Annotated in this window: 14 protein-coding genes, 1 other RNA gene and 1 pseudogene; 8 read left to right on the forward strand and 8 right to left on the reverse strand. The window is 64.0% G+C overall.

Translation table 11 applies throughout. The annotated features are described in order from the left end of the window. Both C0V72_RS11520 and C0V72_RS16250 read left to right on the forward strand, forming a co-directional pair. Positions 1 to 85 (forward strand): annotated as a pseudogene (locus C0V72_RS11520) (IS5/IS1182 family transposase); the annotation flags it as partial. Between the two features lie 45 nt (positions 86 to 130). Then, a complete protein-coding gene (locus C0V72_RS16250; protein ID WP_172439005.1) occupies positions 131 to 826 on the forward strand; it encodes a hypothetical protein in 696 nt (231 codons plus the stop codon). Positions 827 to 946: 120 nt separating this feature from the next. Here C0V72_RS16250 and C0V72_RS11525 read toward each other — a convergent pair whose 3' ends face one another. The 5 genes from C0V72_RS11525 to mtgA all read right to left on the reverse strand — a co-directional run bounded on the left by C0V72_RS11525 (position 947) and on the right by mtgA (position 4,643). After that, the gene (locus C0V72_RS11525; protein WP_233999917.1) at positions 947 to 1,504 is read right to left on the reverse strand and encodes a fasciclin domain-containing protein; all 558 of its coding nucleotides are present in this window, start codon (positions 1,502 to 1,504) and stop codon (positions 947 to 949) included. 141 nt (positions 1,505 to 1,645) lie between these two features. Continuing rightward, a complete protein-coding gene (locus C0V72_RS11530) occupies positions 1,646 to 2,425 on the reverse strand; it encodes an anti-sigma factor (protein ID WP_101794290.1) in 780 nt (259 codons plus the stop codon). Then, the gene (locus C0V72_RS11535; protein WP_101794291.1) at positions 2,422 to 3,009 is read right to left on the reverse strand and encodes a sigma-70 family RNA polymerase sigma factor; all 588 of its coding nucleotides are present in this window, start codon (positions 3,007 to 3,009) and stop codon (positions 2,422 to 2,424) included. The genes C0V72_RS11530 and C0V72_RS11535 overlap by 4 nt, the downstream gene beginning before the upstream one ends. Then, positions 3,009 to 3,968, reverse strand: a complete 960-nt coding sequence (locus C0V72_RS11540) for a cation diffusion facilitator family transporter (protein ID WP_101794292.1) — start codon at positions 3,966 to 3,968, stop codon at positions 3,009 to 3,011. The genes C0V72_RS11535 and C0V72_RS11540 overlap by 1 nt, the downstream gene beginning before the upstream one ends. 6 nt (positions 3,969 to 3,974) lie before the next feature. Then, complete coding sequence (mtgA, locus tag C0V72_RS11545) at positions 3,975 to 4,643, reverse strand: monofunctional biosynthetic peptidoglycan transglycosylase (protein ID WP_101794293.1); 669 nt, start codon at positions 4,641 to 4,643, stop codon at positions 3,975 to 3,977. A 101-nt stretch (positions 4,644 to 4,744) separates the two neighbouring features. On the opposite strand from mtgA, the gene C0V72_RS11550 reads away from it, so the two are divergent. Beyond that, positions 4,745 to 6,088, forward strand: coding sequence for a M20 metallopeptidase family protein (locus C0V72_RS11550; protein ID WP_101794294.1), 1,344 nt, complete (start codon positions 4,745 to 4,747; stop codon positions 6,086 to 6,088). 150 nt (positions 6,089 to 6,238) lie between these two features. On the opposite strand, the gene rpoH is transcribed toward C0V72_RS11550, so the two are convergent. Both rpoH and C0V72_RS11560 read right to left on the reverse strand, forming a co-directional pair. Beyond that, on the reverse strand, positions 6,239 to 7,162 hold the full coding sequence (gene rpoH / locus C0V72_RS11555) for an RNA polymerase sigma factor RpoH (RefSeq protein WP_172439006.1): 924 nt from the start codon (positions 7,160 to 7,162) through the stop codon (positions 6,239 to 6,241). A gap of 112 nt (positions 7,163 to 7,274) precedes the next feature. After that, entirely contained in the window at positions 7,275 to 8,228 is a 954-nt protein-coding gene (locus C0V72_RS11560) for an RluA family pseudouridine synthase (protein ID WP_101794295.1), read from the reverse strand. Positions 8,229 to 8,291: 63 nt separating this feature from the next. On the opposite strand from C0V72_RS11560, the gene C0V72_RS16785 reads away from it, so the two are divergent. The 5 genes from C0V72_RS16785 (at position 8,292) to C0V72_RS11585 (ending at position 11,738) form a co-directional block, all read left to right on the forward strand. Further along, positions 8,292 to 8,990: a Mov34/MPN/PAD-1 family protein gene (locus C0V72_RS16785; RefSeq protein WP_101794296.1), complete on the forward strand. Its 699-nt coding sequence runs from the start codon at positions 8,292 to 8,294 to the stop codon at positions 8,988 to 8,990. 9 nt (positions 8,991 to 8,999) lie between these two features. After that, a complete protein-coding gene (locus C0V72_RS11570; RefSeq protein WP_101794297.1) occupies positions 9,000 to 9,653 on the forward strand; it encodes a histidine phosphotransferase family protein in 654 nt (217 codons plus the stop codon). Between the two features lie 10 nt (positions 9,654 to 9,663). Further along, a complete protein-coding gene (locus C0V72_RS11575) occupies positions 9,664 to 10,392 on the forward strand; it encodes an N-acetylmuramoyl-L-alanine amidase (RefSeq protein WP_101794298.1) in 729 nt (242 codons plus the stop codon). Positions 10,393 to 10,428: 36 nt separating this feature from the next. Continuing rightward, positions 10,429 to 10,856: RNase P RNA component class A (rnpB, locus tag C0V72_RS11580), an RNA gene on the forward strand. A gap of 51 nt (positions 10,857 to 10,907) precedes the next feature. Then, the gene (locus C0V72_RS11585; RefSeq protein ID WP_101794299.1) at positions 10,908 to 11,738 is read left to right on the forward strand and encodes a hypothetical protein; all 831 of its coding nucleotides are present in this window, start codon (positions 10,908 to 10,910) and stop codon (positions 11,736 to 11,738) included. On the opposite strand, the gene C0V72_RS11590 is transcribed toward C0V72_RS11585, so the two are convergent. After that, positions 11,714 to 13,024 carry a UDP-glucose dehydrogenase family protein gene (locus C0V72_RS11590; RefSeq protein ID WP_101794300.1) on the reverse strand — a complete coding sequence of 437 codons (1,311 nt, stop codon included), beginning with the start codon at positions 13,022 to 13,024 and terminating at the stop codon, positions 11,714 to 11,716. The genes C0V72_RS11585 and C0V72_RS11590 overlap by 25 nt on opposite strands. Positions 13,025 to 13,055 lie beyond the last annotated feature (31 nt).

Raw genomic sequence — 13,055 nt, forward strand, 5'->3', positions numbered from 1 at the left:
CCACACCCGCTACGATCGATGCGCCCATACCTTCATGTCCGCCATCTGCATCGCCGCAATCGTCATCTTCTGGCTGCCGCAATGAGTCCTGAGCCTAGTTACTTCATCTGCTATCGTCATGGTTTTTATGATGATTGGGTTTTTGCGAGCTGCCGCGCGGTTGCGATACGTAAACTTGCAAGCGGTTTACGGCGCCTCGGCGGCAGAACTACAAGAGACCATAAAAGAGACAACCTTGAGCTTGAAAAATTGGTCAAAGCATTTTGTTTTTCCGGATGATCAGTTGGCAGGATTGAAGCAAAATCTCTCATCGGAATACAAAAGCGCTTTTGAAGATTTTGTGAGCGCGCGCCGAATTCTCGTTGAGCATCGCGATCAGATCGACGGCGCTCATTTAAGAGCCCAAGAAAAAATTCAAGAGCTGTGTAACGAAAGTAAAATTTCGATTAATGATTTGGATCAATTGAAAGGGGTCCTTAGCGAAGTACCCAATTTGCGCGACCGATCGGCTCGATTTGCGAGTGAGGATCCGCAAAAGATAGGATCTTTCATTTTGAGCCCCCAATATTATGACGAAAAGATTCAGAAGATAGTCAACAAAAATGACCCTGAATTGCCGAGGCAGGTGCGTGATACATTTTCAGGCCTATCAAGCTGGTCGTCAACTATTACTCGCTGGGAAAAGGCATTCTTCTTAATATACGATTTCTGGTTGGTTTGGCTTGCGGTCTTCTTAGCAAGCGCGGGTGCAATAATGCGATTGTTTTATTCTAACAGGCTCAATGGCTTTTTGATAGATATTGGGTGGCTGCCGATCACAGGGTGACCCCGAAAAGCCAAAACCCCGCCCGGCCCTGGAGGAAGGCCGGACGGGGTCAGGAAAAGCGCTGCCCCTCGGGTGGAAGGGGATGGGGGCTTGAGCGGCAGCGCTAGCTTGTTCTTACACTCAGGCGGGCAGGAACACGCCGTCGGTTACGTGGACAACGCCGTTCGACGTCATCACGTCGGCCTTCACCACGGTGGTCTTGCCGCCCTTGGCGTCGGTGATCACGACCTTGTCGCCGTCCAGCATCGCGGTGAGCGTGGCGCCGGCCACGGTGGTGATGGTGGCCTTGCCGCCATTGTCATTGATCAGCTTGACCAGATCGCCCGCAGTCACCTTGCCGGCAACCGCGTGGTAGGTGAGGATCGTGGTCAGGGTGGCCTTGTTTTCCGGCTTCACCAGCGTTTCTACCGTGCCGGCGGGCAGCTTGGCGAAGGCATCATCGGTCGGCGCGAAGACGGTGAAGGGGCCGGGGCCGCTCAGCGTTTCGACGAGGCCCGCGGCCTGCACGGCGGCGACCAGCGTGTTGTGCATGCCGGTGCTTTGCGCGGTCTGGACGATGTTCGCTTCAGCAGCCATCGACGCCTTGTGATGATCGGCCAGCGCGGGGGCGGCAACAAGGCCAGTGGTGGCAGCCAGAGCGGCGGCGACAACGGCGGTCAGGGTGTTCTTGGGGTTCACGGTGGGATCTCCGGAAAGGATTATAGTATCTCAGCAAGCAGGTGCTTGCATGATGACCTACGCCCGAGGCGGAGAAGTGGATGTCGGATCCGGCGCTATTGCGGATGAATTGCCGTTTTTGCGGGATGAGCCGCAGGCAGGTCAAACGCGGGTGAACGCGCCCTTGGCCACGACTGGGCCAGCATCCACACCTTCAGGCTTGCCGCCAATCGGTTCGCGGGTGAGCACAAGGCTCGCCCCGTCGCCGAGTTTGGCAGTGATAGCCGCGGGCAGCGTCATACTGCGTACCTCGCCCGGCGCAACCACGCCCAATGATTGCACCGCGGTGCCATCGGCCGGCACCAGCCACAATTCGTGATCGTGCACGCCGTCAGCGGTCAGGCCGATGGCGGCGACCAGCATCCGCTCGCTTTCGGGGATGTAGGTCACATCAAGGCGCAGCCCGGTCTCCCCGATCGGGACAGTCGCGACCATCGGTTCGGCGGCGGCAACCTGAACGGGCGGCGCGACGGGCGAGCCCAAGGGTGAGGAAAGGAACAGCGCCAGTGCCACCGCAGCCGCCATCGACGAAATCCCCGCCACCCACTGCCAGTGCCGCACCCGCGCTTCGAGCGCGGCCACGTTGACGGCAGGTGCCTCGGGCGATGCGGCTTGAACATCGGCAGTGGCCTGCTGGGCGGCGATGCGGGCGGCGATACCGTCCCACACCGCATCGCTTGGCTCGGCGCCGGGCACGGCGTCGGTCAGCGGGGCGAACCAATCATCCCACCATTGCTTGCGCCAGGCGAAGTCAGGGTCGGTCGCCGCCTTGCCGCGCGCGGCCAGCAGTTCCTCGCCTTCGAGCAGGCCCAGCGCCCATTCGGCAGCGATCATCGGATCGTCGCGGGCCGGTTCGGTCACGGTATCGTCAGCCCCGTTCATGCTGCCTCGCTCGCCTCAAGGCAGGCGCGCAGGCGTTGCAGCCCGCGGCGGATCCAGCTTTTCATGGTGCCCAGCGGAACATCGGCCGCTTCGGCCAGTTGAGCGTAGGTCTGGCCGTCGAAAAAGGCGGCGCGGATATGGCTCTGCGTGCGGGCATCAAGGGCGCCGAGGCACTTGTGGATCTGCGCGGCTTGCTGCGCGTCGATCAGCAAGATGTCGGCCAAGGGGCTTTCATCGGGCAGGGGGGCGGCTTCCTCCACCGGGACCGATCCCCCGCGCACCTTGCCCGTACGCAGACGATCAATCGCGCGGTTGCGCGCGAACGCCGCCAGCCACGCAATCGGGCTCGCGCGGGTCGGGTCGTAGCGGTCGGCCCGCTGCCACAGATTGACATAGACGTCTTGCAAGGCGTCCTCGGCTTCCTTTTGATCGCCCAAGATACGCAAGGTTATGCCGAATAGCTTCACCCGTGTGGCGCGATAGATTTCTTCCAGCGCAGACTGGTCGCCTGCGGCCAGCCGGATCATGGCATCGCGCAGCGCCTCACGCGCTTCATCGCTGGTCGGGCGGGGCCGCGCGGCCATCAGGCGCTGCCTCCGCAGCCCTGCGCGCAAGGATTTTCGCCGCTTTCGACCTGGATCGTGGCATGGCCCACACCAAAGCGGGCCTCCAGCGAGGCGGCGATTTCGCGCAAAGTTCGGTCGGGCGCAGGGCGGCCGGGCATCACCAGATGGGCGGTCAGCGCGACCTCGGTGGTGGACATCGGCCAGACGTGGAGATCGTGCACCGCTGTCACCCCGTCAAAACTGGCGAGATGCGTTTTGACCGCAGCCAGATCGATCCCGGCGGGTGCCGCCAGCAGGCCCATGGTCAGGCTGTCGCGCGCGAGGCCCCAGGTGCCCCAGGCGATCACCGCGATGATGACAAGGCTCACCACCGGATCGATCCACGTGAAGCCCGTGACGACAATCGCCAGACCCGCCACCACCACGCCCAGCGATACCAGCGCATCGGCAACCATGTGGAGATAGGCCCCGCGGATGTTGAGGTCTTCCTGACCTTTGAGAAACAACATGGCCGTCAACGCATTGATCGCGATCCCGATCCCGGCGACGATGGCCATCGCCATCCCCTGCGGCTCTTGCGGGGTCATCATCCGGTGGACGGTTTCGAACAAGATCGCCCCGATCGCCACGGCCAGCAGCAGCGCGTTGGCCAGCGCGGCCAGAATGGTCGAGCTTTTGTAGCCATAGGTAAAGCGGCCCTGCGGCGGGCGGCGGGCGGCGATGCTGGCAACCCAGGCGAGCGCCAATGCCAGCACATCGGACAGGTTGTGCCCCGCATCCGCGATCAGCGCCATCGAACCATAGATCAGACCCGCTGCTGCCTCGACCACCACGAAGACGATGTTCAGCCCGATCCCGATCAGGAAGGCGTTGCCGAAATTGTGCGGCCCATGATGGTGCCCATGGGCATCATGCAGCCCGTGGCAGTCGCTGGCCCCGGCGGGGCGGCCATGATGATGATGGGCGTGGGCGTGCATTGGCGATCAGTTGTAGACGCAAGCATCGAGCCCGTCACGCCTGACGATCCCGATCCGGCGTTCAATCCGGTTACCGTGGCGCGAGAGCCACCCGCCGGGGTTCTTGACGCTGCGTTTCTTGGGGCTGGGGAGCGCCGCGGCCATCCGGCTCGCCTCATCGGCGGAAAGGCGCGCGGCGGAGTGGCCGAAATAGCGCTGCGATCCGGCTTCGGCGCCGTAAGTGCCGATCCCGGTTTCCGCGACGTTGAGGTAGACTTCCATTATCCGGCGCTTGCCCCAGATCGTCTCGATCCAGAAGGTGAACCAGGCTTCCAGACCTTTGCGGAAAAAACCCCCGCTTTGCCACAGGAACACGTTCTTGGCGGTCTGCTGGCTGATGGTGGAACCACCGCGGATGCGCCCGCCTTCCATGTTTTCCCGCATCGCCTGCTCGATCGCCTCGGCATCGAAGCCGTAATGCTCGCAGAAGCGCGAATCCTCGGCCGCGATCACGGCGCTCACCAGATTGCGGTCGATGTTGCTGAGGCTTTCCCAGTCCTTGGTGATGCCGTTTTCGTCCATCAGCATGGTCGCGGTGACGGGGACGGGGACGAACTTATAGGCAATCACCAGCACCAGCGTCAGGGCGATGAAGGCACCAAAGGCTTTGGCCAGGACGCGCAGGACAGTGAACACGCCTGCCGCTCTAGCGCAGGGCGGTGCGTGTGGGAAGCATCGGCGCTTGCAGGCAGGGCAGCGGCGGGGCTACCACGGGGTCTGCAACCGGGGAGATTTTCATGCGCCTGTTCCACGCCGCCGCCGCCAGCGCCGCCACCAACGCGATCGCGCTCGTACTTGCTGCCCAGCCCGCGCTGGCCGAAGCGCCCGCCACCAAGGCCGCAATCGAGGCGGAGTATGACAATTACCTCGCCCCGCTGTTCCTCGATTTCCACGCGAACCCGGAACTGTCCTTCCTCGAAAACCGCACGGCGGCCAAGATGGCGACGGAGCTGAAGGCCGCCGGGCTGGAGGTCACCACCGGCGTCGGCAAGACCGGCGTGGTCGCCATCCTCAAGAACGGGACAGGCCCGCTGATCCTGCTGCGCGCCGATATGGACGGGCTGCCGGTGGAGGAGAAATCCGGCCTCGATTACGCCTCGAAAGCGATGCAGGTGGGCGAAGACGGCAAGGAATATCCCGTGATGCACGCCTGCGGGCATGATGTGCACATTACATCGATGGTCGGCACCGCACGGCGGCTGGTGGCAATGAAAGACCAGTGGAAGGGCACGCTGATGTTCGTCGTCCAGCCCGCCGAAGAAGGCGTGCGCGGGGCCAAGGCGATGATGGAGGACGGGCTCTACACCCGCTTCGGCAAGCCCGATTATGCGCTCGCATTCCACGTGGCGGCGGAACTGGAGACTGGCAAGGTTTCCGCGTCCGAAGGCATCCAGTATTCCTCCTCGGATTCGCTCGACATCCGTGTGCCGGGCATCGGCACCCACGGGGCAGCGCCGCATCTGGGCCGCGATCCGGTGTATATCGCTGCGCAGGTCGTCACCGCGCTGCAATCCATCGACAGCCGTGAGATTTCGCCGACCAAGCCGCTGGTGGTGACGGTCGGCTCTTTCCATGCCGGGTCCAAGCACAACATCATTTCGGACGAGGCGAAGCTGCAAGTCACGGTGCGCGCCAATGACGAGGAAACCCGCGAACAGGTGATCGCCACGGTTGAACGGATCGCGGTCAATATCGGCAAGGCGCACGGCCTGCCCGATAACATGCCGGTGACGGTGACGCGCCTGTCGGGCACGCCGACGACCATCAACGACACCGCGCTTGCCCGCCGCCTCAATGCGGTGATGCAACGCGAGCTGGGTGACGCCGCGTTCCAGCCGTTCGAGCAGAAGAACATGGGCGCGGAAGACTTCACCTATTTCGTCGGCCCCGATACGGGCGTGCCGGGCTATTACTTCGCGGTCGGCGGGACGACGCCGGAACGCCTCGCCGCGGCCGCGGCCGGCGGCCCGCCGATTGCCGGACACCATTCGCCCCTGTTCCAGATCGCCCCGCGCGAAAGCGTGGTGCTGGGCACGCGGGCGATGGTCGCCGCGGTGCTGGATCTGGCACCGGCGAAGTAATCGTTCCGCAAATGTTCCACGTGAAACATTGGCTGGCCTGATACGGAAAAGGGCGCTGCGATTGCCCGCAGCGCCCCTTCAGAACCGCGCCGTGATTGCGCGATTATCATGCAATGACGGACCAACTACGCCGCCACGGCAGCTGGGCAGTTACGCCATCCCCGGCAGCAGCCGCTCGCCTGCGATGCGCTGCATGGCCTTTTGCAGCTTTTCAAACGCGCGCACCTCGATCTGGCGGATGCGTTCGCGGCTGACGTCGTAAGCCTGGCTCAGTTCTTCCAATGTCTGCGGCTTTTCGGTCAAGCGGCGTTCGGTGAGGATGTGGCGTTCGCGCTCGTTCAGGCTGCCCATGGCTTCGGCCAGCATTGCCATGCGCATCTGCGATTCCTCAGCCTCGGCCACGGTTTCGTCCTGCAACGGGCGATCGTCGGTCAGCCAGTCCTGCCATTCGCCCGAGCCTTCCTCGCCGCCGCGCATCTGCGTGTTGAGCGAGCCGTCGCCGCCCATCATCATCCGGCGGTTCATGTTGATGACTTCCTGCTCCGGCACGCCCAGATCGGTGGCGATCTTGGTGACGTCCTCAGGGCTCAGGTCGCTGTCTTCATAGGCTTCGAGCTGCTTCTTCATCCGGCGCAGGTTGAAGAACAGCTTCTTCTGCGCCGCGGTGGTGCCCATCTTCACGAGGCTCCACGAGCGCAGGATGAACTCCTGCATCGACGCCTTGATCCACCACATCGCGTAGGTCGCGAGGCGGAAGCCGCGATCGGGCTCAAACTTCTTGACGCCCTGCATCAGGCCGACATTGCCTTCGGAAATCAGGTCGGCGACCGGCAGGCCATAGCCGCGGTAACCCATCGCGATTTTCGCGACGAGCCGCAGGTGGCTCGAAACCAGCTGAGCGGCAGCTTCCGGGTCTTCGTGTTCCTGATACCGCTTGGCGAGCATATATTCCTGCTCGGCGGTGAGAATCGGGAACTTGCGGATTTCCGAGAGATAGCGATTGAGGCTCTGCTCACCGTTCAGGGCCGGGAGCGTGGAGGACTTCTTTCGCACGGTTTGGGACTTGGTCACCATTTGCCTAACCTTTCTTGTGTCAGCCGCCTGCGCGGGACCCCTGATGGGCATCGCCGCGAACTGGGCCACGGGTCTGGGATATACGCGAATTTGCGGCCAAAGTATGCGCGTTTCATCGATTACAATGTCGCAGTTGGTCGATCAGTTCCGCCATGTCGGGCGGAAGATTGCTGCCAAAGCGGATGGATTCGCCCGTGATCGGGTGGACGAAACCCAATTCCGCCGCGTGCAGCGCCTGCCGGGCAAAACCGAGCTGTTCGAGCACGGGGCGCAAGGATTTGGGGGTGCGGCCATAAGCAGGGTCTCCCAATAGCGGATGACCGATTGACGCGCAGTGAACGCGAACCTGGTGGGTTCGCCCGGTTTCCAGCCGGCATTCGATCACGGCGGCGTCGTCCAGCCGTTCCTGCACCGTATAATGGGTGACCGCGGTTTTGCCGCGTGAGGAATTGTTGGGCAGCACGGTCATTTTCTTTCGGTCACCGTCCGACCGGCCCACCCGCGCATTGATCGTGCCTTCGCCCGGGCTGGGGTGTCCGGCACATACCGCGATATAGCGGCGGTGAACGGTGTGCGCGGCGAACTGCACGGCCAGCCCTTCGTGCGCGGCGTCGCTTTTGGCGATCACCAGCAGGCCCGATGTGTCCTTGTCGATCCGGTGGACGATGCCTGGGCGCGCGACGCCGTTGATGCCCGACAGATTGCCCCGGCAATGGTGCAGCACGGCATTGACCAGCGTGCCGGTGATATTGCCCACCGCCGGATGCACGACCATGCCCGCGGGCTTGTCGACCACGATCAGATGCGCGTCTTCATAGGCGATGGTGAGCGGGATGTTCTCGGGCAGAGCCTCGGCAGGCATGGCGGCGGCGATGATGATTCGGAACGGCGCGCCTTCGGCAACCTTCATCGAGGCCGACGCGGCGGTCTTGCCCGCAACATCGACCCGGCCTTCATCAATCAACCCCTGCACCCGCGCCCGGCTGAGGCCCGTCGCCTCGGCCAGCGCCTTGTCGAGACGGGCGTGGCTGGCAATGGTGCCGGTGATGATTTCGGGCTGTGACATGGCACGCCTCTAACCGTTCGCCCTGAGCTTGTCGAAGGGCCGTCTTTCACTTAGCTGTCTGGCATGTCGTTCTGGGCCTACATGCTGCATTGCCGCGGCGGCAAGTTCTACACGGGTCACACCGATGATCTGGAGCGGCGGATTGGTGAACATCAGTCGGGCTTGGTCAAAGGCTTCACGAGTAACAAGCTGCCAGTTGAACTGGTGTGGTCACAGGATTTTCCCAGCCGGCACGAGGCGCTCTCGGCGGAGAGGCAGATCAAGGGCTGGTCGCGGGCAAAAAAGCTCGCTCTGATCCGCGGCGATTGGGATGCGATTTCGCGTCACGCCAAAAGGAAGAACGACCCTTCGACAAGCTCAGGGCGAACGGGTTTGGAGGTTTCCGCTCATGCCATCGCCGCCATGCGCGCGGCGGCCCGTGCCGCGTATCCGCGTGAGGCGTGCGGGCTGTTGCTGGGCGCGGGCGGACGCATCACCGACGCGCAGCCGACCGCGAACCTCCATCCCTCTCCCGAAACCCATTTCGAGATCGACCCGCAGGCCCTGATCGGCGCGCACCGCGCCGCGCGGGCGGGCGGGCCTGAGCTGATCGGCTATTTTCATTCCCACCCGCACGGCCCGCCCGCACCATCGGCCACCGACCGTGCCTGCGCCGCGCGCGATGGCAAGGTGTGGGCCATCATCGCCGGAGACGATGTCCGGTTCTGGATCGACGGGGAACAGGGCTTTGCCGCACTTCCCTTATGCCTGATCGATGGCTAGGACAGCGCGATGATTTCCCAGACCGATCTTGCCGCGATGCTCTGTTCGCGCCTGTGCCATGACATGCTGTCCCCCGTCGGCGCGCTCGCCAATGGGTTGGAGCTGCTCGCCGACGAGACCGACCCGCAGATGCGGACCAAGGTTGTCGAGCTGCTCGAACAATCGGCCAAAATCAGCACGGACAAGCTGAAGTTCTTCCGCCTCGCCTTTGGTGCGGCGGGCGGCTTTGGCGAAGCGATCCCTGTGGACGAGGCCAAAGCGGTCATCAATGCGCTGGCTTCCGATGCCAAGCGGGTTGAGGTGCAGTGGGCGATTGCCGATGCCAGCCTGCCCAAGCCGGCGGTCAAGGTGCTGCTCAATCTGGCGCAGATCGCGCTCGACGCGCTGGTGCGCGGCGGAACGCTCGATATCGGCGCGGAACGGCGCGAAGGGGCGGTGGAGATCGTGGCCCGGGCGCGGGGTGACCGGATTGCCTTTGACGAAACCATCGGCCGGGCGCTGCAAGGCGATCTGGACGAAAGCGAGATCACCAGCCGCACCGCCGCCGCATACATGATCGCGGTGCTGGCCGAGGAAATGGAGGGCGGGCTCCAGTACAAGCTGGGGGACGGCGCGCTGGTTTTGGGCGCGGTGCTGCCTGAACCTGAAGGCATGATCGGCTAGGGCCGCGTTGATGTTGGGGGGCGACGACGCAGAATTGGTGCACCGCGAAGTTCCCTCGCCCAACCACGGCGAGCGCACGGCGCCTGTCAGCATGGTAGTGCTCCATTATACCGAGATGAAGCCGGTCGAGGCAGCGCTGGCCCGCATGTGCGATCCGGCCGCCTCGGTCAGCGCGCATTATTGCATTACCGAGGAAGGCGAGGTAATCAGGCTGGTGCCGGAAGACCGGCGGGCCTGGCATGCGGGCGCGAGCTATTGGCGCGGCATTCCCGATGTCAATTCGGCGAGCATCGGGATCGAACTCGATCACCCGGGCCATGCACCTGAAAACGGAGGCTATCGCGGTTTTGCCGATAGCCAGATCGAAGCGCTGATCCCGCTGCTGGCGCGGATCGTGAAGCGTTACGACATCCCGCGCGCCAACGTGGTCGGCCATTCTTGCGTCGCGCCGATGCGGAAAGTTGATCCGGGCGAGCTGTTTCCGTGGGACCGGCTGGCGCAAGTCAACCTGTGCCTGCCCCGTCCGCCCTGCCTTGCGGCGGGCAATCCGTTCCACAATGAAGGCGCGTTCTTCCTCGCGCTGGAACGGTTTGGCTATGATATCACCGATCAGGTCAAGGCGGTCGAAGCGTTTGAGCGGCGCTGGCGGCCTGAACATATCACCGGGGTGCCCGACGGCGAGATCGCGGCCATCCTGTGGCAATTGCTGCTCGACCGGGATCAGGGGCGCACCCGCTAGCTATTGTCGCAGTGCAAGCCTATAGGCGCTTCCGTCAGGGGGCCTGAGGCAGCCGCGTGTCCTTTAGGGGGCGCGAGGAAAGTCCGGGCTCCACGAAACAAGGGTGGCGGGTAACGCCCGCCGGCGTCCTTTCGGGGGCGCAAGGGAAAGTGCCACAGAGAGCAAACCGCCGATGGCGTCTGCCGAAAGGCGACGGACAGGCAAGGGTGAAAGGGTGCGGTAAGAGCGCACCGGGGGGCTGGCAACAGCAACCGCATGGCAAACCCCACCCGGAGCAAGGCCGAATAGGGGCCGCGCGCCCGTCAGCAATGGCAGGGTAGGGGAGTTTCGCCCCGAGCGGCCCGGGTTGGCTGCTAGAGCGCCGGAGCAATCCGGCGAGCAGATGAATGGCTGCCACCGTGCGGCAGGTCCCCTGGGGATACCGTGCGCGGAGACAGAACCCGGCTTATGATGGCCCCCTGATATGATTCTGGCGGTGGGCATCCCCCGCCGCCTTAGAGAAAGAACCAAGCCTCATGCAGGTCATCGGATCGACGATCACGCCGCGCCCCTCTGCCGTCCGTCCGCTTGGTCAGCGCCTCGCCATTCTTCTGGCGGTGGTGATGCAGATCGGCGCGGGCTTTTTGCCAAGGCTGGGGATCGGCGAGTTTATCGGCGACCGGTCCGATGCGGTTCGCACGCTGATTACGCCGGCGGGCTGGGCATTTGCGATCTGGGGGCCCTTGTTCGGCCTGTCGGTGGCCTTTGCGGTGTGGCAGGCGCTGCCGGCCCAGCGCAACAATGCCCTGCTCGCCCGGATCGGCTGGCCGGCAGCCATTGCCTTGGCCGCGCAGGGCGTATGGTCGGCCTACACCCAGGTGGCGAACCTCACGGCCATTTCGGTGATGATCATCCTCGTCTCGCTGGCGGGCCTGCTGATCGTGCTGCGCGCGCTGGTGGCTGCCCCCGCCTTGTCGCGGGCGGAGCGGGTCTTCGCAGCCCCGGCCTTCAGCGCGCTGGCCGCGTGGCTGACCGCTGCGAGCATCGTCAACATTGCGGCCAGCCTGCGATATTACGGGATCGGCGGCGGAGAGCCCGCGCCGGTGGTGGCCACAATGATGATCGTGATCGGCACCGCTATCGCGGCCATCGCAGCCGTCCGGTCACGCGGCGCACCGCTTTACGGGTTGGTATTCGCCTGGGCGCTGATCGCGATCTATGCGGCAGGCGGGCAGCAATCGTCGTTGCTCGGCTGGACCGCGCTGGGATGCATCGCGCTGGTGCTGGCGGTGACGGTGTGGCAGCTGTCGGACAGGCCCAACCGCCGCCACTGGTTCGGCGGTCAGGCGCGGCCGACGCTCACATAGGTGAACCCGGCGGCGCGCATGTCCTCGGGCTTGTAGATATTGCGCAGGTCAACCAGCACGGGCGCATTGGCCAGTTCCTTCACGCGGCCGAAATCGAGCGCGCGAAAAGCGTCCCATTCGGTTACGATCACCACCACATCCGCGCCTTCAATAGCGGCGTAGGGATTGGCGCTCATGGTGACGCCGGGCAGCAGCGGGCGGGCCTGTTCCATGCCCTCGGGGTCATAGGCGGCCACGTCAACGCCCGCGTCCATCAGCGTCTGGGCGACCGCAATCGCGGGGCTGTCGCGCATATCATCGGTGTTGGGCTTGAACGTCAGGCCGAGCAGCGCTGCCTTCTTGCCGCGCGCTTCCTCGAACCCGCCCAGCGCGTCGACGACCTTGCGGCCCATCGCGCGCTTGCGGCTGTCGTTGACCTTGACCACGGCTTCCACGATCCGGGTCGGGCTGTCGTAATCCTCGGCGGTCTTGAGCAGGGCGAGCGTGTCCTTGGGGAAGCAGCTGCCGCCATAGCCGGGGCCGGCGTGCAGGAACTTGGCACCGATGCGGTTGTCCATGCCGATCCCGCGGGAGACGTCCTGCACATTCGCGCCGACCTTTTCGCACAGGTCCGCCATCTCGTTGATGAAGGTGATCTTGGTCGCAAGGAAGGCGTTGGCGGCGTATTTGATCAGCTCGCTGGTGCGGCGGCTGGTGAACAGGATCGGCGATTCGTTGAGGAACAGCGGGCGATAGACCTCGCGCATCACCTCGCGGCCGAAGTCGTCCTCGGCGCCGATCACGATGCGGTCGGGGCGCTTGAAATCGCCGATCGCCGCGCCTTCGCGCAGAAATTCGGGGTTGGAGACGACCGCAAATTTGTGCGCTGCGCCGGTTTCGCCGATGATCCGTTCCACCTCGTCGCCGGTGCCGACCGGAACGGTCGATTTGGTGACGATGACCGCAGGGCCGCTCAGCTTTTCGCCGACTTCGCGGGCGACTTCGTAAACGAAGGTGAGATCGGCGTGGCCATCACCCCGGCGGCTCGGGGTGCCAACCGCGATGAAGATCGCCGCCGCACCGGCGATCCCTTCGCCCAGGTCGGTGGTGAAACTGAGCCGTCCGGCCTTCACATTGCTGTCCACCAGCGCATCAAGGCCGGGCTCGTAGATCGGCATGACGCCGGCGTGCAGCCGGTCGATCTTGTCCTGATCCTTGTCGATGCAGACCACATCATGCCCGAAATCGGCAAAACACGCCCCCGATACGAGCCCGACATAGCCCGAACCCACCATCGCAATCTTCATAAGCTGCTGCCCTCACGAGAAATCCGGCGCC

The sequence above is a fragment of the Porphyrobacter sp. TH134 genome, assembly GCF_002855495.1.
GTDB lineage: Bacteria > Pseudomonadota > Alphaproteobacteria > Sphingomonadales > Sphingomonadaceae > Erythrobacter.

Excerpts from the sequence above, each read along its gene's own strand:
- C0V72_RS16250 (WP_172439005.1), top strand. The coding sequence starts at position 131 with ATGATTGGGTTTTTGCGAGCTGCCGCGCGGTTGCGATACGTAAACTTG.
- C0V72_RS11530 (WP_101794290.1), bottom strand. The coding sequence starts at position 2,425 with ATGAACGGGGCTGACGATACCGTGACCGAACCGGCCCGCGACGATCCG.
- C0V72_RS11535 (WP_101794291.1), bottom strand. The coding sequence starts at position 3,009 with ATGGCCGCGCGGCCCCGCCCGACCAGCGATGAAGCGCGTGAGGCGCTG.
- C0V72_RS11540 (WP_101794292.1), bottom strand. The coding sequence starts at position 3,968 with ATGCACGCCCACGCCCATCATCATCATGGCCGCCCCGCCGGGGCCAGC.
- C0V72_RS11550 (WP_101794294.1), top strand. The coding sequence starts at position 4,745 with ATGCGCCTGTTCCACGCCGCCGCCGCCAGCGCCGCCACCAACGCGATC.
- rpoH (WP_172439006.1), bottom strand. The coding sequence starts at position 7,162 with ATGGTGACCAAGTCCCAAACCGTGCGAAAGAAGTCCTCCACGCTCCCG.
- C0V72_RS11560 (WP_101794295.1), bottom strand. The coding sequence starts at position 8,228 with ATGTCACAGCCCGAAATCATCACCGGCACCATTGCCAGCCACGCCCGT.
- C0V72_RS16785 (WP_101794296.1), top strand. The coding sequence starts at position 8,292 with ATGTCGTTCTGGGCCTACATGCTGCATTGCCGCGGCGGCAAGTTCTAC.
- C0V72_RS11570 (WP_101794297.1), top strand. The coding sequence starts at position 9,000 with ATGATTTCCCAGACCGATCTTGCCGCGATGCTCTGTTCGCGCCTGTGC.
- C0V72_RS11575 (WP_101794298.1), top strand. The coding sequence starts at position 9,664 with ATGTTGGGGGGCGACGACGCAGAATTGGTGCACCGCGAAGTTCCCTCG.
- C0V72_RS11585 (WP_101794299.1), top strand. The coding sequence starts at position 10,908 with ATGCAGGTCATCGGATCGACGATCACGCCGCGCCCCTCTGCCGTCCGT.
- C0V72_RS11590 (WP_101794300.1), bottom strand. The coding sequence starts at position 13,024 with ATGAAGATTGCGATGGTGGGTTCGGGCTATGTCGGGCTCGTATCGGGG.